Origin of the sequence: Paraglaciecola mesophila KMM 241 (assembly GCF_000315015.1) — a bacterium.
In the GTDB taxonomy this organism is placed as follows: domain Bacteria; phylum Pseudomonadota; class Gammaproteobacteria; order Enterobacterales; family Alteromonadaceae; genus Paraglaciecola; species Paraglaciecola mesophila.
The window spans coordinates 1-22,423 of sequence record NZ_BAEP01000056.1; the positions used below are offsets into that span (position 1 = coordinate 1).

The 22,423-nt window shown below is 42.2% G+C and carries 23 protein-coding genes; 12 read left to right on the top strand and 11 right to left on the bottom strand.

Annotation, left to right across the window (positions count from 1 at the left end):
* Positions 1-77: 77 nt before the first annotated feature.
* The 4 genes from GMES_RS13660 to GMES_RS13675 all read left to right on the top strand — a co-directional run bounded on the left by GMES_RS13660 (position 78) and on the right by GMES_RS13675 (position 4,624).
* On the top strand, positions 78-1,385 hold the full coding sequence (locus tag GMES_RS13660) for a DEAD/DEAH box helicase (RefSeq protein ID WP_006993302.1): 1,308 nt from the start codon (positions 78-80) through the stop codon (positions 1,383-1,385).
* Between the two features lie 132 nt (positions 1,386-1,517).
* Positions 1,518-4,109: an intermembrane phospholipid transport YdbH family protein gene (locus GMES_RS13665; protein ID WP_006993303.1), complete on the top strand. Its 2,592-nt coding sequence runs from the start codon at positions 1,518-1,520 to the stop codon at positions 4,107-4,109.
* A gap of 2 nt (positions 4,110-4,111) precedes the next feature.
* Entirely contained in the window at positions 4,112-4,285 is a 174-nt protein-coding gene (locus tag GMES_RS22285) for a YnbE family lipoprotein (RefSeq protein ID WP_011574942.1), read from the top strand.
* Between the two features lie 9 nt (positions 4,286-4,294).
* Positions 4,295-4,624, top strand: coding sequence for a YdbL family probable chaperone protein (locus GMES_RS13675; RefSeq protein ID WP_006993305.1), 330 nt, complete (start codon positions 4,295-4,297; stop codon positions 4,622-4,624).
* Between the two features lie 107 nt (positions 4,625-4,731).
* Here the strand turns inward: GMES_RS13675 and GMES_RS13680 are convergent, their stop codons facing one another.
* The 3 genes from GMES_RS13680 to GMES_RS13690 form a co-directional block, all read right to left on the bottom strand.
* A complete protein-coding gene (locus GMES_RS13680) occupies positions 4,732-5,496 on the bottom strand; it encodes an SDR family oxidoreductase (RefSeq protein ID WP_006993306.1) in 765 nt (254 codons plus the stop codon).
* 27 nt (positions 5,497-5,523) lie between these two features.
* Complete coding sequence (locus GMES_RS13685) at positions 5,524-6,288, bottom strand: SDR family NAD(P)-dependent oxidoreductase (RefSeq protein ID WP_006993307.1); 765 nt, start codon at positions 6,286-6,288, stop codon at positions 5,524-5,526.
* Positions 6,289-6,446: 158 nt separating this feature from the next.
* Positions 6,447-8,252 carry an acyl-CoA dehydrogenase gene (locus GMES_RS13690; RefSeq protein ID WP_033187365.1) on the bottom strand — a complete coding sequence of 602 codons (1,806 nt, stop codon included), beginning with the start codon at positions 8,250-8,252 and terminating at the stop codon, positions 6,447-6,449.
* A 225-nt stretch (positions 8,253-8,477) separates the two neighbouring features.
* On the opposite strand from GMES_RS13690, the gene GMES_RS13695 reads away from it, so the two are divergent.
* Positions 8,478-9,452: a GlxA family transcriptional regulator gene (locus GMES_RS13695; RefSeq protein WP_006993309.1), complete on the top strand. Its 975-nt coding sequence runs from the start codon at positions 8,478-8,480 to the stop codon at positions 9,450-9,452.
* Between the two features lie 604 nt (positions 9,453-10,056).
* Positions 10,057-10,365 (top strand): isoamylase early set domain-containing protein, encoded by a 309-nt coding sequence (locus tag GMES_RS13700; protein WP_006993310.1) that lies wholly within the window; start codon positions 10,057-10,059, stop codon positions 10,363-10,365.
* A gap of 59 nt (positions 10,366-10,424) precedes the next feature.
* Here GMES_RS13700 and GMES_RS13705 read toward each other — a convergent pair whose 3' ends face one another.
* The 3 genes from GMES_RS13705 to GMES_RS13715 all read right to left on the bottom strand — a co-directional run bounded on the left by GMES_RS13705 (position 10,425) and on the right by GMES_RS13715 (position 14,402).
* Positions 10,425-12,383, bottom strand: coding sequence for a beta-galactosidase (locus tag GMES_RS13705; protein WP_006993311.1), 1,959 nt, complete (start codon positions 12,381-12,383; stop codon positions 10,425-10,427).
* 343 nt (positions 12,384-12,726) lie between these two features.
* Positions 12,727-13,653: an electron transfer flavoprotein subunit alpha/FixB family protein gene (locus GMES_RS13710; RefSeq protein ID WP_006993313.1), complete on the bottom strand. Its 927-nt coding sequence runs from the start codon at positions 13,651-13,653 to the stop codon at positions 12,727-12,729.
* On the bottom strand, positions 13,653-14,402 hold the full coding sequence (locus tag GMES_RS13715; RefSeq protein WP_033187364.1) for an electron transfer flavoprotein subunit beta/FixA family protein: 750 nt from the start codon (positions 14,400-14,402) through the stop codon (positions 13,653-13,655). Before GMES_RS13715 ends, GMES_RS13710 begins: the two co-directional genes overlap by 1 nt.
* A gap of 443 nt (positions 14,403-14,845) precedes the next feature.
* On the opposite strand from GMES_RS13715, the gene GMES_RS13720 reads away from it, so the two are divergent.
* The 6 genes from GMES_RS13720 to fur all read left to right on the top strand — a co-directional run bounded on the left by GMES_RS13720 (position 14,846) and on the right by fur (position 19,430).
* The gene (locus tag GMES_RS13720; RefSeq protein ID WP_083879616.1) at positions 14,846-16,480 is read left to right on the top strand and encodes an electron transfer flavoprotein-ubiquinone oxidoreductase; all 1,635 of its coding nucleotides are present in this window, start codon (positions 14,846-14,848) and stop codon (positions 16,478-16,480) included.
* 181 nt (positions 16,481-16,661) lie between these two features.
* The gene (locus tag GMES_RS13725) at positions 16,662-17,063 is read left to right on the top strand and encodes an H-NS histone family protein (protein ID WP_006993316.1); all 402 of its coding nucleotides are present in this window, start codon (positions 16,662-16,664) and stop codon (positions 17,061-17,063) included.
* 140 nt (positions 17,064-17,203) lie between these two features.
* A complete protein-coding gene (locus GMES_RS13730) occupies positions 17,204-17,932 on the top strand; it encodes an alpha/beta fold hydrolase (RefSeq protein ID WP_264368706.1) in 729 nt (242 codons plus the stop codon).
* A 61-nt stretch (positions 17,933-17,993) separates the two neighbouring features.
* The gene (locus GMES_RS13735) at positions 17,994-18,206 is read left to right on the top strand and encodes a DUF2788 domain-containing protein (protein WP_006993318.1); all 213 of its coding nucleotides are present in this window, start codon (positions 17,994-17,996) and stop codon (positions 18,204-18,206) included.
* A gap of 54 nt (positions 18,207-18,260) precedes the next feature.
* Positions 18,261-18,785 carry a flavodoxin FldA gene (gene fldA / locus GMES_RS13740; RefSeq protein ID WP_006993319.1) on the top strand — a complete coding sequence of 175 codons (525 nt, stop codon included), beginning with the start codon at positions 18,261-18,263 and terminating at the stop codon, positions 18,783-18,785.
* A gap of 222 nt (positions 18,786-19,007) precedes the next feature.
* Positions 19,008-19,430 (top strand): ferric iron uptake transcriptional regulator, encoded by a 423-nt coding sequence (gene fur / locus GMES_RS13745; protein ID WP_006993320.1) that lies wholly within the window; start codon positions 19,008-19,010, stop codon positions 19,428-19,430.
* 311 nt (positions 19,431-19,741) lie between these two features.
* Here the strand turns inward: fur and modB are convergent, their stop codons facing one another.
* From modB to moaC, 5 genes are read right to left on the bottom strand one after another with little or no spacing between them, the layout of a single operon-like run.
* Positions 19,742-20,434 (bottom strand): molybdate ABC transporter permease subunit, encoded by a 693-nt coding sequence (gene modB / locus GMES_RS13750; protein WP_006993321.1) that lies wholly within the window; start codon positions 20,432-20,434, stop codon positions 19,742-19,744.
* On the bottom strand, positions 20,424-21,218 hold the full coding sequence (gene modA / locus GMES_RS13755) for a molybdate ABC transporter substrate-binding protein (protein WP_226990303.1): 795 nt from the start codon (positions 21,216-21,218) through the stop codon (positions 20,424-20,426). The genes modB and modA overlap by 11 nt, the downstream gene beginning before the upstream one ends.
* Positions 21,211-21,675: a molybdopterin synthase catalytic subunit MoaE gene (moaE, locus tag GMES_RS13760; protein ID WP_006993323.1), complete on the bottom strand. Its 465-nt coding sequence runs from the start codon at positions 21,673-21,675 to the stop codon at positions 21,211-21,213. The genes modA and moaE overlap by 8 nt, the downstream gene beginning before the upstream one ends.
* Positions 21,676-21,678: 3 nt before the next feature.
* The gene (gene moaD / locus GMES_RS13765; protein WP_006993324.1) at positions 21,679-21,924 is read right to left on the bottom strand and encodes a molybdopterin converting factor subunit 1; all 246 of its coding nucleotides are present in this window, start codon (positions 21,922-21,924) and stop codon (positions 21,679-21,681) included.
* The gene (gene moaC / locus GMES_RS13770) at positions 21,921-22,421 is read right to left on the bottom strand and encodes a cyclic pyranopterin monophosphate synthase MoaC (RefSeq protein ID WP_006993325.1); all 501 of its coding nucleotides are present in this window, start codon (positions 22,419-22,421) and stop codon (positions 21,921-21,923) included. The genes moaD and moaC overlap by 4 nt, the downstream gene beginning before the upstream one ends.
* Between the last annotated feature and the right edge of the window lie 2 nt (positions 22,422-22,423).

The window sequence follows — 22,423 nt, forward strand, 5'->3', positions numbered from 1 at the left end:
TATCCTCGCGCCCTCTCTATGATGCTTGAAAAAGCAGCATAGAATTTGACAATTAATTCACGACCAGCGAGTAAAATATGAGTTTTGCCGATTTAGGCTTATCCCCCGCAATTTTGTCTGCCGTTACGGCGAAAGGCTACACAGACCCATCTCCAATTCAAGCGCAAGCCATACCTGCCATATTAGAAGGCAAGGACATCATGGCAGCAGCACAAACCGGTACAGGTAAAACAGCGGGCTTTACTCTGCCTTTACTCGAATTGCTGAATCGTGGAACACATGCGCGTGGAAACCAAGCTCGCGCATTAGTGTTAACCCCTACTCGAGAACTTGCAGCCCAAGTGGCCGCAAGTGTGGTTGACTATGGTAAGGATCTGCCATTGCGCTCAGCTGTTGTTTTCGGTGGTGTTGGCATCAATCCGCAAATGATTAAATTGCGCAAAGGCGTCGATATTTTAGTGGCCACTCCGGGGCGCTTGCTTGACCTGTATAATCAGAATGCGGTTAGATTTGACGACTTAGAAATTTTGGTGCTGGATGAAGCGGATCGTATGCTAGATATGGGCTTTATTCACGACATCAAAAAAGTGTTGAAACTGCTTCCAACGAAACGTCAGAATTTGCTCTTTTCAGCCACCTTTTCAGATGATATACGTGCATTAGCCAAAGGACTTGTCAATAACCCGGTCGAAGTATCTGTTTCCCCGCCTAATACAACAGTAGAAGCCGTAGAACAGTTTGTGTGTCCCGTTGATAAAAATCAAAAGACACCTGCTTTGATTCGCATGATTAAAGACAATGATTGGCAGCAAGTGTTGGTATTTAGCCGCACTAAACATGGTGCAAATCGGATCGCCAAGCAGCTTGAAGCGCGTGGAATTACCTCCGCGGCTATTCACGGTAACAAAAGCCAAGGCGCACGCACAAAAGCGTTAGCTGAGTTCAAAAGCGGTAAAGTGCGCGCACTAGTGGCGACTGATATTGCCGCCCGTGGTTTAGATATCAGTCAATTACCCCAGGTAGTAAACTATGACCTACCGAATGTAGCAGAAGATTATGTTCACCGTATCGGCCGCACCGGTCGTGCCGGTGCGAGTGGCCAAGCTATTTCACTTGTGACTGCGGATGAGTTTCCTTTACTGGCTGATATTGAACGTTTTACTAAACAAATCATTCCACGCAAAGGTATTGAAGGGTTTGAGCCTGTTCATGCATTACCTGAATCAAGATTAGATTCGCGCCCCATTAAACCTAAAAAGCCTAAGAAACCTCGGGTACAACACCGAGATGGTCAACGTTCTGGTGATAATGCTCGTGGCCACCACTCTGGTAACCGCCGAGGTAATGGACCTAAAAATGCCAGCCCTCGCCGTTCAGCGTCTTAATCGTTAAATAAAGTATCTATCCCTCTGCGTTTTATCGTGTTTCGGGTAAAGCGCAGAAATTTTTCTTAGATTAATATCTGCATTTTTTGTTACTGTATCAGCCTTGATTCGCTTCTTGCTAGGCTGTTCTCAGTGGGTAAACTGTTTTCTCAAAAGCGCTACGCTATTTCGCTCCTTTCTTTTGTTATATTGTTCATCATTGCCGCTACAACATATTTATTCAGAAACGCAATTGGTATTTTTTTAATAGACCACTACGCTCGTGATCAACACGTATCTGTGAACTGCCTATCGTTTGATATTGATACACAATTGAACATCGAACTAAAAGAGGTGTGCTTACAAGCACCGGGGATAAGAGCTAAAATTGAGGACGCGCTATTCTCTTACCAAAAAAATGCACTTTATGCTTCATCGCTGATTGTTCATCACACTTTGAGCAAGAACACTGATAAAGCCTCATCTAGTATCGCCCCAATAGACATAACCAGCTGGAAACTACCGGTTAACTTACCTAAAGTAACCATTGATGAAGTAACGATTAACAGCGATGTACTAAGAGAGTCACTGAACTTTAGCCTTATTCAGCCAACACCCGATTCTTTGAAATTCGAAGGTGACATTCAGGCAACGCTTTCTTTAACAACGACTGATGATGGGAGTGAGCAAAGTGCTATTACGGCTGATATCAAATGGGTGCTATCTGAAGTAATCGGTTTCGTTAGCCTCAATGAATCTCAACTAGCGAGTCTTAACCCCTTGCTAAATCAAACTTCTTTTATGAATACTCAAATCATTACTAACCTAAGATTTGATGGTAACCAACTTTCCTCAAAACATAGTCTTAATACCTCTTTTCATTACAATCACAATTCATGTTCAATACAACCTAAAATCGATGGATTAGTGGTTGCCAATTTTTCGTTGTTAACACAACAACTCAGTTTAGATATTTCCGCTTTAGACACCCGTATTTTACTCGGTGACGACTGTCTGGCGCTGTTGCCTCAGGTGCCGATTGAGTTACCTAACGTGTTTTCACTCACATCACCAACACCTATGTTAGTCACACTCAATGGTGCAGTGATCCCTTCGTTGTCATTCACTGATGAAAACAAAGCATTAGCGCTAACGCTAATTGATTTGGGCATTTCGTTTCCAAAGGAAAAATCGCCCATTCATATTGAAACTAAGCTTGAGCTAGATGGGGAACTGAATTTAAACAAACCAGCTAAACCAAGTGAACGTTTAGCGAGGCAATCACCTCTATCGTCATTAACGCTCTCTCACAGTGGCTATGTAGAGGCAGATGGCCAAGATTGGTCAGTGAGTCAAATTGATGGGGTTATTAACGTACAAAATTTTACACAGGCAGGTTTAACCAACAAAACGTTATCGATGAACGCTAGCGGCTCTATATCTTCCCAGACGGGAATTACAATGCAATTAACAGTCGATGCAAATGGTTTACGTTATTTGAGTCCAGAGGATGCGAGTGTCCCTATCACGATAAAATCAGTTCAGGCCGCCCTCACCCTATCTGGAAAAAATATAAATGAAATTTCTGTGATATCGGATTCCACTTGGTCGCAAATCAAACGAGATACTGTATTAGTAAACAAACTATCAAATCGCCTTAAGGGTAATGTATCAAATTTTAATCATCTTCACTTTAGCGGCGACTCGACACTCAGTGGCATCGCAATTAATGTACCTGTGAAGCAATATTTAACGTTTTCAACCATTGATGTACGACATGACATTACCGCACAACGCACTTCAAGCACATTGAAAAGTCAGCATGATGTGTCAGTAGAAAAGTCCTTGCAGTTTACAGTCGGGCAATCTGGGCAGCAGATTAATCTTATGATGCACCAGCAATCTATAGACAGCCTGCAAGCAGTGGCTACTCGTTTTTTGCCCGAGCTCATATTGCAAGATGGCACATTGAATATTGATGCTCAGATGAAGTCAAATGGCCAAGATTTACTGGCATCTATTGAACTTGTAAATGCAGGAGTAAAATATGCAGACTTCAGTGCCAGCGGTATTGCAACCCACGCTAATGTATATTCTGATTCAGCGGGCCTTCAGCTTGATAACGCTAGGTTAACTATACTGAATGCAGATACAGGGGTGCCTATCAGTAATATTGCTTTGGCTTACTCAATTAAGAACAACAGTCTTAAAGTCGACAAAGCGACTGGCAATGTATTAGGTGGTAACTTCATTTTAAGCGGTTTCTGGCTGGATAATCGCAACCAAAACGCTCAACTCACCATGAACAATATTGACTTAGCCAAAATCGTTGAATTACAGCAACAAAGTGGTATTGATGTGACTGGCTCTGTTAGTGGGACATTGCCTTTGACAATAAAAGACGGCAAAGTGAATATCGATAAAGGTTTATTAAAAAGTGATAGTGCTGGTGCTCTTAAAATTGATGGCAACCCGGCATTTGATTCCATTGCCCAACAACAAACCGAGTTAAATTATTTAAAAGATCTAGAGTATGAAAAACTAAGCAGTAAAGTGAAATTGAATACCGACGGATTATTGTTTTTGGACTTTTCGATATTAGGAAAAAACCCGACACAAGAACAAGCAGTTAATTTTAATTACCACCATGAGGAAAATATTCTAACCTTGATGCGTTCCCTAAGATTGACTGATTCAGTACAGAATCAAATTGAACATAAAATTAAAAAAGGTGGTGAAGAGTGAAAATGTATTGGCTAATGGCGGCCTTGTTACCGCTGAGCGCTTGTACCCATAAAGTACAAGTAGAAACGAAGGAACCAATAACTATCAACATTAATGTAAAAATAGATCACGAAATACGCGTGAAAGTTGATAAAGAATTAGATGACTTATTCAGTGACGACAGCGAATTATTTTAAGGAATAAACATGAAAACGACCCTATTACCTACATTGCTAGCAGCATCGTCCTTACTCTTCGCCAGTATGAGCTTTGCAATAGAATTAGATGACGCTAAAGCACAAGGTTTCGTTGGCGAGCAAACAGATGGTTATCTTGGTGCAGTGGTGAGTAAACCTGACGTAATTGCTTTGATCAAAGAAGTAAATGACAAACGAAAGCAAAAGTACGCGCAATTAGCCAGTAAGAATAACCTTACCCTTGAGCAAGTTGAAAAGTTAGCTGCGAAGAAAGCCTATGAAAAAACCGACACTGGGCATTTTGTGTTGGTCAATGGTGCATGGGTTAAAAAACCGTAAAATTTAGATGTTATTGATTCATGACACAAAAGCCGCCAGTGTAATCGTTACGCTGACGGCTTTATTTCTATGTATGGCCAACCATGGGCAACACGCTTTTAATTAGGTTAGGCTAAATATCCTCCATCCACAGTGACTGTTGTGCCTGTCGTGTATGAAGAAGCATCAGATACCAGATACAATACGGTTCCAGCCATTTCGTCAGGCTGAGCTACACGACCTAATGGGATCGTCATCAACGCTTGTTTAAGAATCTTGTCATTGGATGTCAAAGCCGATGCGAACTTAGTTTCCGTTAAACCGGGCAGCAAAGCATTCACTCGAATGTTTAGCGAGCCGCACTCTTTTGCGAACGCCTTAGTCATGCTAATCACCGCAGCTTTCGTTACAGAGTAAATTCCCTGCATATTACCTGGAGAAATGCCATTGATAGATGCTGTGTTGAGGATAACCCCTCCACCCTGCTCTTTCATCATGTTTCCAGCGGCGATAGACATAAAGAAATAGCCTCTAATGTTTACATCTACCGTCTTTTCATACGCTGCTAAATCAGTGTCTAAAATATGTCCGAAATATGGATTTGCTGCAGCGTTGTTCACTAATATATCCAATTGGCCGAAGTCTTTTTTAATAGCGTCGAACGTCGCGTCTATTTGCGCCATTTCACCAACATGACATGCCATTGCAGTAGCTTTACCACCTGAATCACGAATGCTTTTAGCAACCGCTTCACAACCGTTTAACTTGCGGCTCGACACAATCACATGTGCGCCATAAGTGGCAAGTAATCTAGCAATGGACTCACCAATACCGCGGCTTGCACCAGTTACCAGTGCCACTTTACCCGTTAGATCAAATAATTCTGTTTTCATTTATTGTCCCTTAACATTAATAACATATTACGCAGTCATACCGCCGTCTAGGACGACGGTATGACCGGTCATAAAACTTGATTCCGCTGTACATAACCAGGCTATCGCCCCAGCCACTTCTTGTGGCTCTCCAAGGCGTTTCATTGGATTAGCCTTGAGGAGAGCTTTTTGCCCACGTTCATCTAATTTAGACAGAACATTTTCCACCATAGGTGTGCGAATGAAGCTGGGACAGACAGCATTAAAACGTATATTGTGTCTGGCGTATTCCACCGCCGCTGACTTGGTTAAACCAACCACTGCATGTTTCGCTGCGCTATACGCTGACAACGTGGGAGCGGCTCGAATACCAGCCACCGATGAGATATTGATCACATGGCCACCGCCATTTTGCATCATATGAGCCAGTGCTTGTTTCATGCAATACCAAACACCATTCACGTTCACCGCAATATTTTTGTGAAAGGTTGCATCGTCTATTTCCAGCATAAATTTAGGGTCATGATCGATGCCAGCATTGTTTATCAACACATCGATATTACCTAATTCATTAATAGCCGAATCAAAAAGTGCCGCCACGGATGCACTATCGCTGACATCTACTTTAACGAAACGCGCTTGACCGCCCTCATCATTGATACGTTGAGCGAGAGCAATACCATCGACTTCGTTTAGATCTGCCAGTGTGATACTGGCTCCTCGTTTACTTAGTAACAAAGCAGACTCAGCCCCGATCCCTGAGGCGCCACCTGTAACTAATATATGTTTTCCAGCAACACTGTTGTCACTCATTAGCTGTATTCCACCTTAATGCTCAAATTCGATTGTACCTCTGCCATTATTAACATTCGCAAGTCAGAAAAAGGGATAGGTATTTGTATCAGCCCTTTGTTAATTAATGGGCTCATACTTCATATTAAACTTTTTTACCTATCCCAAATTAATATGATTTAAAACCAATTTTCTTGCATCGCACTACAACTGTCACTCATGCTGCTTAACACTTTAAAATCCCGATCCGTAAGGGGTAATTCCCAATCAAGGAAATACTTCGCAGCTTGTAATTTACCGCGATAAAATGCTTCATCGTCTTGTGATACGACATTGTCGTTAAGCGCTTCTTCCGACGTAATTGCCTGCCTGATCCACATCCAACTCATCACTACTTGGCCAAATATCGTTAAGAAGCAACTCGCATTAGCGAGCAGTGCATTTTGGTTTTCACCTGCTAATTCTGCGCCTATCACCGGAATGAGTTTTTGCAGTTTTAATAAGTAAGGTTGAAGTTCAGCGATAAGCTGCTTGCTCACTGGGTGTTGAGCTTTAGCGAAGTCTTCGCCCATGACTTTTTGTAATTGCACTAAACCCGCGCCGTTTGCCTGCCACAATTTACGTGTCATCAGATCTAACGCTTGAATACCGTTAGTTCCCTCATGAATCGGGTTTAAACGGTTATCGCGCCAGCACTGCTCTACTGGATACTCCCGGGTATAGCCTGAGCCGCCAAGAATTTGAATTGCTAAATCATTGGCTTTCGGGCCGAATTCGCTGGGCCATGCCTTCACCACAGGGGTCAATAAATCAAGCAACTCAGCCGTTCTTTGTTTCGCCTCTGGTGTTTGTGCTGTATGCAGTTCGTCGACTAATCTGGCAGCATAAAAACACAATGACATAGCACCTTCGACATAAGACTTTTGCGCTAATAGCATGCGCTTTACATCACCATGTTGAATGATAGTGGCTGGTTTGTCGGTCGGTTTATTGTTGGGCGCAACACGTCCCTGGGTTCTTTCTTTAGCGTAACCCAACGAGTAACGATAACCTGAGTAGCCAAGCATAGCGGCGCCAAAACCGACACCAATACGCGCTTCATTCATCATCAAGAACATATACTTAAGGCCTTGATGCGCTTCACCCACTAGGTAGCCGTGACAATCGTCTTTTTCGCCGAACGATAAGACGGTAGAAGTAGTGCCTCGATACCCCATTTTATGAATAAGGCCTGCGAGTGAGACATCATTACGCTGTGCTGGCTCGCCGTTTTCATCGAGGCGAAATTTTGGCACTACAAAAAGTGAAATACCTTTAACACCTGCAGGAGCACCTTGAATTTTTGCCAGCACCAAATGCACAATATTGTCAGATAATTCATGATCACCCGCCGAAATGAACATCTTACTGCCCTTAATACGGTAAGTTCCGTCATCAGCAGGCTTTGCATTTGTAGTTATATCAGCAAGTGAAGAGCCAGCATGTGGCTCAGTTAACGCCATGGTGCCAGTAAACTCACCAGTGAGCATCCGTGGCATAAATTTGTCTTTAATACTCTGCTCAGCGAAGTTCTTAATCACGTTGGCTGCGGCAACCGTTAAAAAGGAGTAAGCTGTGCTGGAGGGGTTCGACGCAGTAAAGTAACTCGAACAAGCCATCATAATAGTTTCAGGCAGTTGCATGCCGCCATCATCAAAATCGAAACGCCCGGCAATTAACCCTGATTCCGCGTACGTATCAAACGCCTCTTTTACTTCAGGGATCATGTGAACTTTTTCACCATCAAAGGTCGGCTCATTGAGATCGGCTTTTCGGTTATGCGGCGCAAATTTTTCCCGTGCGATTTTCTCCGCGGTATCCATCACTGCATCAAACGTATCTTTGTTGTGTTCACTGAATCGCTCTTTGTCACATAATGACTCGGTATCGAGCAGTTCGTACAATTGAAATGCTAGTTCTTTACGACTGACTAATTCTTCACTCATTTTACCCACACCTTCTTTGATTAACGTGCCGCTCATGCCAAACATATAACTATCTGTTGATATGTTTCGACACTTAGAAAGGCAACATTCTTTAAACAGTGCCTAGCTTCGCAGATATAACTAAAGCGATTAATTGTCATATATGACATAATGATGGTCATATATGACAGATATAACGTTCCGTGATACGCGCTAAAAACATGGGTTTATAGAGGGGGCTAATTTGTGTACAAAGTGACTATTCTAGGATTCGACCAGGCCTATGCGAGTGCTATTACTGGGGTACTCGATATATTTGGTTTAGCAGGTATAACTTGGCAGCGCATGCAAGGATTACCCATTAAACCACTGTTTGATGTTCAAATTGCGTCGTTAAACCAAAGACACGTTAAGTGTATTAATCAGCTTGAATTGAACGCCCATGTGTCCATAGAAAGTGTAGATAAAACGGACCTTCTTCTTATTCCTACCATTGGTGGCGACCCCATTGAAGTCCTTAAAAACAATGTCGAACTGTTAGCCCATATAAGAAAACACTACTCCCTAGGAGCGGACATTGCCAGTAACTGCAGTGGCGCTTTTTTCTTAGCTCAAGCAGGAATACTCGATAAGCGCATGGCAACAACACATTGGGGCTACGCAGACTTATTCAGGCAGCTTTATCCCAACGTTAATTTGCACATCGATAGAATGATCACCGAGCAAGACAACATTTTTTGTTCCGGAGGGGGAATGGCGTGGTTTGATTTAGCACTTTTATTAATAGAGCGTTACGCTGGCCATGACATCGCGACCACAACAGCCAAGGCACACGTAATAGATTTATCTCGTGGGGACCAATCTGCTTATGCTTCTTTGCGCACTAAAAAGTACCATCAGGATGTAGAAATACTCGCCGTTCAACAGTGGCTCGAGGAGCATTTCGCGCAAAAAGTCGTAGTAGACACCTTGTGCGAAAAGGTAAATTTAACCTCTCGTACTTTTGTACGCCGCTTTAAACGCGCGACGGAACAATCTCCCCTAGCCTATTTGCAAGGTGTCAGAGTTGAAGCCGCAAAAAAACATTTAGAGGCATCCACTCATAGCGTGGAGCGCATTGTGAATCTCGTGGGCTACGATGATTTGAGCTCATTCACCCGACTGTTTAAAAAACACACTGGTTTATCTCCCAGTCAATATGGCAAAAAATTTAGACGCTGAGACTGTACATTTTTTCAACTGATAATTAACATAAGATGTGTCACGTCACGGAACTGAGCAAAGATGAACTAACTACCCTAAGTCATATTGAGCACAGTTTATGCTTAGTAATAAGTTAACTGACCGAGTGTAAATAATTATATTCGCCTGATTTGCCAAGTAATACGCTGTTAAATGAAATAATGTAATGGGAATCAGATAGTTACTAAGAGATAGTTACTAAGATAATGTTGCTCTTTGTCTTCCACACCACTGTCGGGGAAAAACAATAAAAACAAATGATATGCATCAATTTAGGGCAAGTTTTCTGCGATATGCTGGAGCAGCATATATTTAACATACACGTTTTAGTCTACAGAACATATTTTCATTGCGAGCTGAGTTTGCATGCCTAATGGCCGGAGTCAAAGCGCGTGTTGATAGGTGAAACGCTAACGCACTAATGTAAAAATGCGCGAGGAAGTTCAATAGTTTAGGCAATCTCTATGAAAGGTTAGGATTTCTAAAATTATTCCGTAGTTTTATTACAAATAATTATAAAAATACGGTTTATTGGTGTATAAATGCACAAAATCTGTTCTTTAATTACGTTTGAGAGGAAATTATGGCTTTTAAGAAACAATATTTAAAATCGAAACCTGTTTGTAAGGTCACATTTAAAATCAGCAAGGAAGAAGCTAAAGCAGCAGGTTCTGTCAGTATCGTGGGTGACTTCAACAACTGGGACAAAAAAGCACTTGTCATGAAGAAGCTCAAAAATGGCAGTTTCTCGGCCGCCATGGACCTACCCGTAGAGAAAGATTACCAGTTCCGTTATTTGTTAGACGGTAAAGCGTACGAGAATGACTGGCAGGCTGATGCTTATGCTATGTCTCCGATGTCTAACGAAGAAAACTCGGTTATTAAGCTTTAAACCGAGCATGGTGTTCTGCGTGGTAAATGCTTTGCAGAACACCAAATTTTACCGAAGACTTAGTTCAGTGTTGAAAAAGATACACCTGGGTAAGTTGTGCCCTCCCATTCGACATCGTGCAGATTAAAGTTCAGCACTAGGGTAATATCACCCCGTCGACTCAATCTCATGCCTTTGGGTAATGTGAAGGTTTCAATACCTACATCACCTAATGCCGCCTTTAAAATACTCTTTATTAAAGACCCTGACAAAGCACCAATAACGCTGACGTTACCTTTGTTGGTCACTGCCGCAACGCCTGCCATGGGCCCGTTTAAATAGGTGTGTGTGGCATTCGCACCAGTTAATTCATAGCTCTCACACCAAAGCTTTGCAGAGAATTCAGTGCTCGTTTCCGTTTGCTCAACTGATTGGGACAGAGTTGGGCGCAATGAATCAAAATTAGCTAATTTGATCCCTACTAAATCCTCTATTAATTGAAATTGTCCTTTATCTGCTACTCGGCCTGAATCATTACGAAATGCGGTACGCGGCCCAAATATGATAGGGCAATTCTTAGCACATTGAGTTAAATAAGATGCTATCTCTGGTGTCATGACAGTCAGCGCTGGCGCGACAACCAGAGCATACTCTTTGTCTGCAAGTTGCTCAGGATGAATAATGTCTACGTCTACTCCTAACTCGCGAAGAGCGCTGTAAAACATCATAAACTGATGCCAATAATTTAGATCTTTATTGTGCGGCTGAAGGTTGTAAGCCCACAGGCTGTTATAATCATGAAGCAAAGCAACTCGAGCGTTAACTTTCTCTAGTACAAACTGAGAAGTATCAAAGTCTTTAACTTCTTGATACCCCCGGTCAGCCCGTCCATCTTGTTGTAATAAACCCGAATGCATAATTTCTTGTGCCATATGGCTTGCGCGCCATCTAAAATAGGTCACTGAACTCGCACCATGGGCCCAAGCTTGGGCTGTCCAGAGCTGCACTGCGCCTTTAGCCGGTAATGGATTATACTGCGCCCAGTTTGCATGACCGCACTGTTGCTCCATTATCCAGAAATCCTTACCGCCTTTAATTCCGCGATATAGGTCATGATTAAAACTCACAAGATCAGGGTGACCAGTGCGGGCAAACTCCGACTTTGTTTGCTCACTTTCCCACGAGGCAAAAAACTCTAGCATGCCAATTGGGTAACTATCCCAAGCGACAAAATCCAAATTTTTCGCAACTTTATATAAATCGAATTCTTGAGCGAAAATGACAAAATTGTGAGTTAAAAAGCGATTGGGAGAAAGCGCTCTAAGTACATCGATTTGAACTTGTTGAAACTCTTCAATCATATCAGAGCAAAAACGTTGATAATCCAGCGCTTGAGACGGATTTGGTTGACGTACAGCAGTCAAATTAGGAGGACAAATTTGTTGCCACTGTGAGTAATCTTGGCTCCAAAAGGCACAACCCCATGCCTCATTCAATGTCTCTAGGGTTTCATATCGCGCTTCAAGCCATTTTGGAAAACGCTCAGCACTTGCGCCACCGTAGGACACAGCTGTCCCTTCGTGGCCAAGTTCATTGTCTGTTTGCCAACCAATCACATCTGCATGCTGGCCATACCGTTGAGCCATTAGGGTTGTAATACGTTTACATTCTTGGCGATAAATATCACTGGCATGGTCATAATGGCGACGTGAGCCAAACTTCATGGTTTGACCTTGCGCATCAACGGCCAGAATTTCCGGATACTTATGTATTAACCATGCGGGGGGGGTCGCAGTTGGCGTGCACATGACAATTTTCAGGCCCTGTGCAACATACGTAGCAATCGCATCATCAAGCCATTGCCAATCGTATATACCGTCACTGGGTTCAATTTTAGCCCACGAAAACTCGGCTAAACGAACATATTGCAAGCCCAGAGTCTTTTGTTGTTCTGCATGGGTTTTCCATTCACTAGCCGGAACATGTTCCGGGTAGTCGCACACCCCTAATGCAAGAACGTTATTTGATGTTGCGACCATAGTGTCGCCTCCAGTAATTTATTTGTATGATAAATATGATGCGAGGAAATTAACCATTTATCATACTTAACGCAAAGATTTTTTTGTGTTGTATCTTTGTTCGATGATTAATTGACCTGATACCTAAATGTTTAAGCATATTTAGGACAAATCCAAGTAATTAACAAATATATGCGTGAAAGCGAGCTTAGTATTGATTAATAAGAACGAAGTTTAGCGGTTGATCTAAGTATGTTGGATCGGAGCGACGTTAAGGAGGATGGATAGTAGGGATAAAAAGCAAGACGACACAGACAAAAATGCCGCTTATATAAAGCGGCATTCGAATGATAAAGAACTTAGGCTACAAAGCAGCTTCGAGTTCAGGAAGAACGTCAAATAAGTCCCCCACCAAACCGTAATCAGCTACCTGAAATATAGGTGCCTCTTCGTCTTTATTGATAGCAACGATGACTTTAGAGTCTTTCATCCCCGCTAAATGTTGAATTGCACCGGATATACCTACAGCGATATAAAGCTGGGGCGCGACAATTTTACCTGTTTGGCCAACCTGCATATCATTTGGTACAAACCCAGCGTCAACCGCAGCTCGTGATGCTCCCATAGCCGCACCAAGTTTATCTGCTATACCGTCGAGTAACTTAAAGTTATCACCATTTTGCATTCCGCGGCCACCAGAAATCACTACCTCAGCAGCTGTGAGCTCAGGACGCTCAGATTTGGTTAATTCAGCACTGACAAACGAAGATATGCTCGATGACTTTACCAAGTCTATTGCTTCTACCGGTGCTGAGTTATCCGTACCATTTGCATCAAATGTTGAAGTACGCACTGTCAGCACTTTAATGCTATCACTTGATTGCACAGTGGCGATGGCATTACCCGCATAGATAGGACGAACAAACGTATCGCTACTTTGTACGCCAATAACATCCGACAATTGGGCAACATCAAGTAACGCTGCAACACGAGGCATAAAGTTTTTGCCCGTTGTGGTCGCTGCGCAAACAATGTGGCTATAATCTTTACCTATTTCGGCAACCAACTCAGCGACGTTTTCTGCTAGTTGATGTTCATAAGCGGTGTTGTCTGCTACCAATACCTTGGTGACACCGTCTACTTTACTCGCTTGATTAGCGACGGCTGCACAGTCAGATCCAACAACCAAAAGGTGAAGGTCGTCTCCCATTTTGCTGGCAGCATTAGCAAGTTTGAGTGTTTCGGACTTCAATTGGCTGTTGTCGTGCTCAGCATAAATTAGAATTGCCATTAGATCACCTTCGCTTCGTTTTTCAATTTATCAACTAATTCAGCTACATCAGCCACTTTTACGCCACCAGAACGTTGTGCAGGTGGCTCTACTTTAAGCACCTTGACATTCGAGCCTAATTCAACGCCAAAATCGGCTGCTGCTTTTACTTCAAGGGGTTTACGCTTGGCTTTCATAATATTAGGCAAAGACGCATAGCGCGGTTCATTTAATCGTAAGTCAGTGGTCACAACCGCCGGTAAGCTTAGCTCTACAGTCTGTAAACCGCCGTCTATTTCGCGGGTTACTTTAACTTTACCTGCATCGATATTCACTTCTGACGCAAACGTGCCCTGAGGCATACCCGTTAGCGCAGCTAACATCTGGCCAGTTTGATTATTATCTGAGTCAATAGACTGTTTACCTAAAATAACTAAATCAGGGCTTTCGTCTTCAACTACTTTTTTAAGTAACTTAGCAATTTGTAGTGAATCCAAAGACTCATTGGTGTCAATCTGCAGACCGCGATCGGCGCCAAGCGCAAGAGCAGTTCTAATTTGCTCTTGGCAAGACTTATCACCGATGGAAACAACCACTATTTCAGTTGCGACACCTTTTTCTTTAAGTCTAACTGCTTCTTCAACCGCGATTTCACAAAATGGATTAATGGACATTTTGACGTTGGTTAAATCAACTGCACTGTGATCGGCTTTAACTCGCACTTTCACGTTGTAATCGATTGCGCGTTTTACCGGCACTAATATTTTCATTTTCACCTCATTTGACAGGCGTTTAAGCAACAAAAATGTAATTAACATTACATTTACGGAATACATTCAATTTACGTTCTGTTGACGTACACGTCAACCCGCCCCTTTGCAGAACAAATGATCTAAAGCAATATCTGCATCAATCAAAGGGCAATAAAGATGATTTGGCGAGCACTTAGATTGTAATATAGGCAGCTGCAAGATTGGTATAGAAGTAAAAGTGTCTCTGTGGCAATAAGTATTAGTAGCTCGGGACCTAAGCCGTAAGGCCGTATAAACGTGGCTTATAGAAAATATATATACAAATAAGTTGCGCTTTGTCGGCGCTATACGTAAAACATCTGCCAACTAAATTGTAAAATTTGTGTGACGAGTAAACACAAACGCATTTTTTTAATTAATACATATTTATAAAGAAGGAGATACTGGTGGAACGAGAATCGATGGAGTTTGATGTTGTGATAGTCGGTGCTGGTCCAGCTGGGCTCTCTACCGCATGTAGATTGATGCAATTGGCACAGGAAAAAGACCAAGAACTTATGGTCTGTGTCGTTGAAAAAGGCTCTGAAGTTGGCGCGCACATATTATCTGGTGCTGTATTCGAACCACGTGCGATGGATGAGTTATTTCCAGATTGGCAGTCAATGGGGGCACCTCTTACGACCCAAGTGAAAGAAGATCATATCTACTATCTACGTAGCGAGGAAAAGGCCACTAAATTACCCAATGCCATGACGCCGAAAACCATGCATAACAAAGGCAATTATATTGTTAGTATGGGGAACGTCACGCGCTGGTTAGCTGAGCAAGCAGAGTCTCTGGGTGTTGAAGTGTTTCCGGGATTCGCAGCAGCAGAAGTTATCTATAATGATGATGGCAGCGTTGGCGGTGTGCTGACCGGTGATATGGGCATAGGGCATAATGGTGAGCATAAAGATGGTTATATGCCTGGAATGGAACTACGTGCTAAATACACAGTGTTCGCAGAAGGCTGTCGTGGTCACCTAGGAAAAGAACTCATCGCGAAATTTGAACTGGATAAAGGAAAGTCTCCACAGCATTATGCTATTGGTTTTAAGGAAATTTGGGATATTGATCCAAGTAAACATCAAGAAGGCTTAGTTGTTCACAGTGCAGGTTGGCCGCTAACCGAAGCGTCAGGCGGTTCCTACTTATATCATGCAGAGAACAACCAAGTATTTGTCGGATTAATTGTTGACCTCAACTATAGCAATACGCACTTAAGCCCTTTCGATGAATTCCAGCGCATGAAACACCATCCTGTATTTAAGCAATATTTAGAAGGTGGCAAACGTGTGAGCTATGGCGCAAGGGCCATTGCTAAAGGTGGTTATAATTCATTACCTAAAATGACCTTGCCTGGCGCCATACTGGTTGGTTGTGATGCTGGAACATTGAACTTTGCAAAGATTAAAGGCAATCACACGGCAATGAAATCTGGCATGTTGGCGGCTGAAACATTAATTCACGCCTTAGGAGCTGAAGAAGCTGGCGGTAAGGATCTCGTGGATTACACTCAGCGTTTCGAGAACTCTTGGGTGTACGATGAGCTATTCAGATCGCGTAATTTTGGTGCTGCACTACATAAATTTGGCACTTTTGGCGGCGGTGCATATAACACCCTCGAGCAGAATATCTTTAATGGCAACATGTTCCTTAATTTATCTGACGATGATAAAGATCATGAGCAACTTAAGCAGGCCAAAGATTGCCAGAAAATAGACTATCCAAAATATGACGGTGTGCTGAGTTTTGATAAATTATCCTCTGTGTTTTTGTCAAACACCAATCATGAAGAGGATCAACCATGTCATCTTAAATTAAACGATAATGCTGTACCTATTACGGTTAATTTACCCTTATATGATGAACCCGCTCAGCGCTACTGTCCGGCAGGGGTATATGAAATAATAGATAATGATCAAGGTGAAAAGGCATTGCAGATTAATGCCCAGAACTGCGTGCATTGTAAAACCTGTGATATAAAAGACCCTACACAGAATATCCAATGGGTAGTACCAGAGGGCGCAGGTGGCCCTAATTATCCAAATATGTAATTAGTTTTTAATCATTCTAAAAGGCGAATTTTATTTCGCCTTTTTTATTTCAATTTTAAAAACATTCAAATATTTAAGTTTTAAAACTATGAAAAATCATAAATTCCGATAAACTAATTGCTAACTATCACGTAAAAATATATGTTCATACAAAATATACATTTAAATGAAAAGGGTAATTATGAGTGATTTTATTAGCATTTTGACTCATGGACGTCGATTACAAGGAGCGGTAAAGGAATTATCGGTAGAAGAATTAGAAACTGTCGCAGATAAACTTAATTCGATTATTGATAATCGTAAAGCGAAAGAATTAGAGCAACAAGAAGCGGCCAAAGAGAAAAACGAAAAGCTAAATGAGATCCTAGCGCAATTGGAAGCAGCAGGACTTGATGTCAATGATTTGCAAAAAGCTGAACCCGCAAAAAAATCAACTAAAGTGGGCAAAAAACGTCCAGTGAAATATATTTTAAAAGACAGCGCAGGGAATGAGCACAAGTGGACCGGTATTGGTCGTATGCCTAAAGTTTTCAAAGCTGAGCTTGATAGCGGTAAATCATTAGATTCTTATCTAATAGACTAAGTGAATAAGTGGTCATTGAATAATGGCCGCCTCCCCTCTCCTTTTCGCACTACCATTAACCTTATTGATTAATAGGGGTCACTATTTCTATTTTAAATATCAACTACAGAATCGACCATGGCGAAAAAAACCAGCCTTGGTTGATATTAATACATGGTCTATTCGGCAGTTTAGATAACCTCGCCATGTTGCGCCGTAAGTTAAACCAAGATTTTAATATTCTATCCATTGATTTACCGGATCATGGAAAGTCAGAGCACTCTGCGCGGTTTAGTTTTACTGATTACGCGGAATCTATTATTGCTCTTTTGGCTCAGCTAAACATTTCACGTGTAAATGTAGTGGCCCATTCTTTAGGTGGAAAAGTCGCTATGCAAATGGCGCTGACTCACCCAGAAATTGTTTCGACATTGACTGTGCTCGATATAGCACCCGTCGCCTATGAGCCAAGACACAGTAATGTGTTTAAATCTTTGCTAAACGTAAAGCTTGAAAGCATTCAAGACCGCAAAGATGCTGATAAAATGATGAGCGAATTCGTCAAAGAGTCGTCTGTTCGGCAGTTTTTATTAAAAAGTTTATACCAAGATACCGACACGCATCTTTGGCATTGGCGCTTTAACTTACCTCTGCTGTACAGAGACTACCCACTGTTATCGCAAGCGATCAGCAGTGACAGTCAATACCCCAAGCCCGTTTTATTTCTCAAAGGTGAACTGTCTGATTACTTAATCGCAGATTACACCAAGCAAACGACGGATTTATTTCCAAAGAGCCGCGTTAAAGTCATTTCAGGAGTAGGTCATTGGTTGCATGCTGAAAAACCAACAGAGTGCGCGAATCATATACTCACATTTTTACGAAATTAGTTTTTTTCAAGCCTGCCTCAATATGCTAAAGTAGCGCCGCAATGAAATGTAGCGAGTTCCCATGTTAAGCGAAAATTATGAACAAATTGAAGCCATCGCCTTAGACTTGGCGTTGGTTGGTTTATTCTTACTCATGGGCTTTGCGGTACATGATGTTTTGAAGAAGAATAACGTACCTATGATAGGTAGAGTTGTTGTTTATTTAGTCTTGTTTTTAGGTGCCGCAGGCTTTTTGTTTAAGGGCGTGGTGCAATTTTTCTGGCAAGCGAATTAATGGCTCTGGTGAATGACCAGACATGTATAACTAGATTTTGAGGTATTCAATACGATGGCGAGCGTAGGCCTATTTTTTGGTAGTGACACAGGTAACACTGAACATATTGCCAAGATGATTCAAAAAGAATTAGGCAAAGGCCTAATCGACGTACACGATATTGCCAAAAGCAGTAAAGAAGATATTGCCGAGTTTGATTTACTCATGTTTGGTATTCCTACTTGGTACTATGGCGAAGCACAATGCGATTGGGATGACTTCTTCCCGGAATTAGAAGAAATCGATTTCGCCGATAAACTTGTTGCAATTTTTGGTTGTGGCGACCAGGAGGACTACGCTGAGTACTTCTTAGACGCTATGGGCATGGTCAGAGATATCGTCGAAGCTAAAGGCGCGATTTTGATTGGTCAGTGGTCTACCGATGGATACGATTTTGAAGCATCAAAAGGCATGGCTGATGATGATCATTTCGTCGGGCTTGGTATTGATGAAGACAGACAACCTGAACTGACCGAAAGTCGTGTAAAGGCCTGGTGCAAACAAATACACGAAGAAATGTGTTTAGCTGAACTACAATAAATTCGCTAGTAACACCCTTCGTTATTAAAGGAGCGTGAGCTCCTTTTTTATGATTAAAAAATAAATCAAACGTATTTCTGGGTCAGTTTTCAATCTTAAATTACGTAAAACGCCCTTTAATTAAACTGTTGAATTCGTAAGCGATGATATGACTGGATAACCGACGCTATAATCGGTACAGTTTATGATTACATTGTTTACATCAAATGCTAAGTTGGATCTATGGACCAAAATAAAGAACTCAAAAAAGCGGGATTAAAAGTCACATTACCTCGTTTGAAAATCCTCGAAATACTACAAGATCCGAACAATCAACATATCAGTGCTGAAGATGTTTACAAGATCCTAATCGAACAAGACGAAGAAATCGGTTTAGCCACGGTATATCGTGTTTTAAACCAATTTGATGATGCTGGCATTCTAAACCGTCACCATTTTGAAGGCGGTAAATCTGTTTTTGAAATCAGTCATAAGAAACACCATGACCATCTCGTATGCTTGAATTGCGGTAAGGTCATTGAGTTCGAAGATGAAGTAATTGAGAAGCGTCAAGAAGAAGTTGCTAAACGCCATAAAATGACGCTTATTCATCACAGCCTTTACCTTTACGGTGAGTGTCAAGATGACTGTGGCAACGACGAGTAAATAGTCTTCACATAATTTACCCGTTGATACGCTAATTTAATATAGATGCGTAGAACATTGACCAAGATAGATACCACTCAAAAAGTATATTCTATCTTGGTTTTTTATCACTCGGTTTTCTTGTTTATTCGTTTTCTTCGCCGACAATACATAACATTACGCCGCTACACATATGCGTTTTAACTTGATGATTTGATTTGTGCTGGCGAGCAACTAACTAGTCCCTAGTATGAAAACTCTTCTAGCCATGTTGTACCTCACCCTTTGAGGTTGAATGAAGCACTGTGTCTGGTAACTAATTTATAGCGTTATCATAAAATTGTATATTTTCCCCTGCGCCTCATCATACTTAAAGACAACAACACCACAAAGGCAAAGCCAACCAACACTAAAGCCACATTATTCGCGGCCTCCATTTGATTCGTTTCAATTAAATCGTAAAGCAGGATAGATAAAACACGCGTTTCACTTTCTATATTACCGCCAATAAGCAGTACCACACCAAACTCACCAACCGTATGGGCGAACGCTAAAATGCAACCTGTGGTAATACCATGTTTGCTTAAAGGTAATATGATACGCCAGAACGTAATAGCTTTACTCGCCCCTAGGGTATGGCTGGCGTCTAATAGGTCGCGATCAACTTTTAAAAATGCGTCTCTTATTGGTTGCACCATAAACGGCAAACTATACACAATAGAGCCTAAAAGTAAGCCGTAAAAAGAGAAAACCAACGTTGTGTCAAATGCCGTGGCCCATGCGCCTCCTAGAAGATGTTGTGGAGAAAACAACACAAGAAGGTAAAAACCCAGCACAGTAGGCGGCAAAATTAACGGCAAAGTTACGCATGCTTCAATAATGGGTTTAATGCGGTTTTTTGATTGGCTTAACCACCATCCTAAAGGAATTGAAATAACCAGTAGTACCAAGGTCGTTGCACCCGCGAGCTTCAACGTTAGTAACGTGGCAAGCCATATCTCACCGCTTACAAAATTACTGAGCATCTGGCTTCACTCGCGGTATAGTTTGCATCTCACTACTTTGATAACCACTTTTTACTATTAGCCCCTGCCCTTTTGTACCGAGAATAAACTGGTACAGTGCGAGGGTCTCTTTTGTTTCTTGTTCGCTACGGCCCTTTTGTTTGATAACGGCCATTTGCTGATTTATCGGTGAGTAAAGGTGACTAGGCAATAACCAATATTCTTTGGCGTCACTTGTGATACTCAGTACTTGACTGAGCGCGACAAATCCGGCTTGTGCAGCTCCTGTTTGTATATAATGTGCCGTTTGGGCAACATTATTGCCCATCACTATCCTAGGCTTCAACTGCTCATATTTTTCGAGTTTTTGTAACGTTTGCTCAGCGGCTAGACCAAAAGGTGCAAGCTTAGGGTTCGCAATAGCAAGCCTACCCGTGAATGTATCTAATGAGCTAGCCGCAACATCTGATTGGCCCTTAATCCATAGTACAAGCTGACCTAGCGCATAATTTTTACGAGTATTTTTCTCCACTAACGATTTTTGCTCAAGTCGCCTCGGTCGCTCGCTATCAGCGGATAAAAATAGGTCAAAGGGCGCGCCTCTTTCTATTTGGGCGTATAAAACCCCAGTGGAAGCGCTCGAAATACTGACATGTGTATTTGGGTGCTCTAACATAAATTGTTCAACGAGCAACGTTAGGGTCGGCTTGAAATTCGCTGCAACAGCGACTTTTACATCCGCAACGGCGCTCATACTCATACAAGCTGTCATTATAAACACCAATACGCAGCTGAATTTACTCATCGCCAGTCCATCGCTGACGTGCAGTGGTATCACTGACATTTGCCTGAACCCATTTGTCCCCTAGCTCAGTTGATTCCTTTTTCCAAAAGGGAGCCTCTGTTTTCAAATAATCCATTATGAATTGTGCACCTTCAAAGGCAGCTTTACGGTGCATCGACGTCACACCCACGAAAACAATTTGGTCTCCCTGTGCCAAATGCCCAACGCGGTGGATAAGAATGATTTTACCAAGACCCCATCGAGCGCGAGCTTGCGCCACAATCTGCTGTAAACTGATTTGGGTCATCGCCGGATAGTGCTCTAAAAACAAGTCCCCCACCGCCAGCCCCTGATTGAAATCTCGCACTAAACCGCTAAAGGTCACTATAGCGCCATTGCTGAGACTGTCTTGTCTAAGGGCGTTGTAAAGTGCACTATGATCGAAATCTTCTGTTTGAACCGCTATGACATCACTCACTTTCTATCCCCCCGTTACAGGCGGAAAGAACGCAACTTCATCCCCATCAGTCAGTAATGTATTTTCATTACCAATAGTCTGGTTAACAGCAACCAAAGTAGAATCGGCAGATAAATACTCTGACCATTGAGGATGATATAACACCAAGGTTTTCTTCAGGTTAGCGACATCCTCCACTGACTGGGCGACCTCTATTGACCCCGTTTGCACTTGATCTTTTAATTGACCGAAAAAAAGAACCTTGATCATGATGTTACGACCTCTTTTCGTTGCCAATGCTCGCTTTTGCCCCCTTGCTTTTCGAGCACTTTAATTCCGTCGATGATCATTGAAGGGTCCACCGCTTTGCACATATCAAACAAGGTCAACGCAGCGACAGAGACCGCGGTAAGAGCTTCCATTTCCACCCCAGTTTGACCCGCTAGCTTGCACATAGCCGTAATTTCGATACCACTATTATCTTCTAGGGTTGTAAAGTCTATTTGCACTTTGGTTAGCATGAGCGGATGGCACAATGGAATTAAATCACTGCACTTTTTAGCCCCCTGAATGCCAGCGATACGCGCAACAGCAAAGACGTCTCCTTTCGCGTGTTGCTTGTTATAAATGAGAGACAATGTTTGTGGCGACATCAATACTTTGCCATGTGCATAAGCAACGCGCTGGGTCACTGACTTATCAGTGACATCTACCATGTTCGCTTCGCCTTTGTGATTAACGTGGGACAACATCTTATCTTGCGACATCA

Coding starts and splice junctions, on each gene's coding strand:
- modA (WP_226990303.1), bottom strand. CDS start 21,218: ATGAGTAAATTCAGCTGCGTATTGGTGTTTATAATGACAGCTTGTATG.
- GMES_RS13710 (WP_006993313.1), bottom strand. CDS start 13,653: ATGGCAATTCTAATTTATGCTGAGCACGACAACAGCCAATTGAAGTCC.
- GMES_RS13735 (WP_006993318.1), top strand. CDS start 17,994: ATGTTAAGCGAAAATTATGAACAAATTGAAGCCATCGCCTTAGACTTG.
- GMES_RS13720 (WP_083879616.1), top strand. CDS start 14,846: ATGGAGTTTGATGTTGTGATAGTCGGTGCTGGTCCAGCTGGGCTCTCT.
- GMES_RS13700 (WP_006993310.1), top strand. CDS start 10,057: ATGGCTTTTAAGAAACAATATTTAAAATCGAAACCTGTTTGTAAGGTC.
- fur (WP_006993320.1), top strand. CDS start 19,008: ATGGACCAAAATAAAGAACTCAAAAAAGCGGGATTAAAAGTCACATTA.
- GMES_RS13725 (WP_006993316.1), top strand. CDS start 16,662: ATGAGTGATTTTATTAGCATTTTGACTCATGGACGTCGATTACAAGGA.
- moaD (WP_006993324.1), bottom strand. CDS start 21,924: ATGATCAAGGTTCTTTTTTTCGGTCAATTAAAAGATCAAGTGCAAACG.
- moaC (WP_006993325.1), bottom strand. CDS start 22,421: ATGTCGCAAGATAAGATGTTGTCCCACGTTAATCACAAAGGCGAAGCG.
- GMES_RS13685 (WP_006993307.1), bottom strand. CDS start 6,288: ATGAGTGACAACAGTGTTGCTGGAAAACATATATTAGTTACAGGTGGC.
- GMES_RS13660 (WP_006993302.1), top strand. CDS start 78: ATGAGTTTTGCCGATTTAGGCTTATCCCCCGCAATTTTGTCTGCCGTT.
- GMES_RS13690 (WP_033187365.1), bottom strand. CDS start 8,252: ATGAGTGAAGAATTAGTCAGTCGTAAAGAACTAGCATTTCAATTGTAC.
- GMES_RS13705 (WP_006993311.1), bottom strand. CDS start 12,383: ATGGTCGCAACATCAAATAACGTTCTTGCATTAGGGGTGTGCGACTAC.
- fldA (WP_006993319.1), top strand. CDS start 18,261: ATGGCGAGCGTAGGCCTATTTTTTGGTAGTGACACAGGTAACACTGAA.
- GMES_RS13715 (WP_033187364.1), bottom strand. CDS start 14,402: ATGAAAATATTAGTGCCGGTAAAACGCGCAATCGATTACAACGTGAAA.
- modB (WP_006993321.1), bottom strand. CDS start 20,434: ATGCTCAGTAATTTTGTAAGCGGTGAGATATGGCTTGCCACGTTACTA.
- GMES_RS13680 (WP_006993306.1), bottom strand. CDS start 5,496: ATGAAAACAGAATTATTTGATCTAACGGGTAAAGTGGCACTGGTAACT.
- GMES_RS13675 (WP_006993305.1), top strand. CDS start 4,295: ATGAAAACGACCCTATTACCTACATTGCTAGCAGCATCGTCCTTACTC.
- GMES_RS22285 (WP_011574942.1), top strand. CDS start 4,112: ATGTATTGGCTAATGGCGGCCTTGTTACCGCTGAGCGCTTGTACCCAT.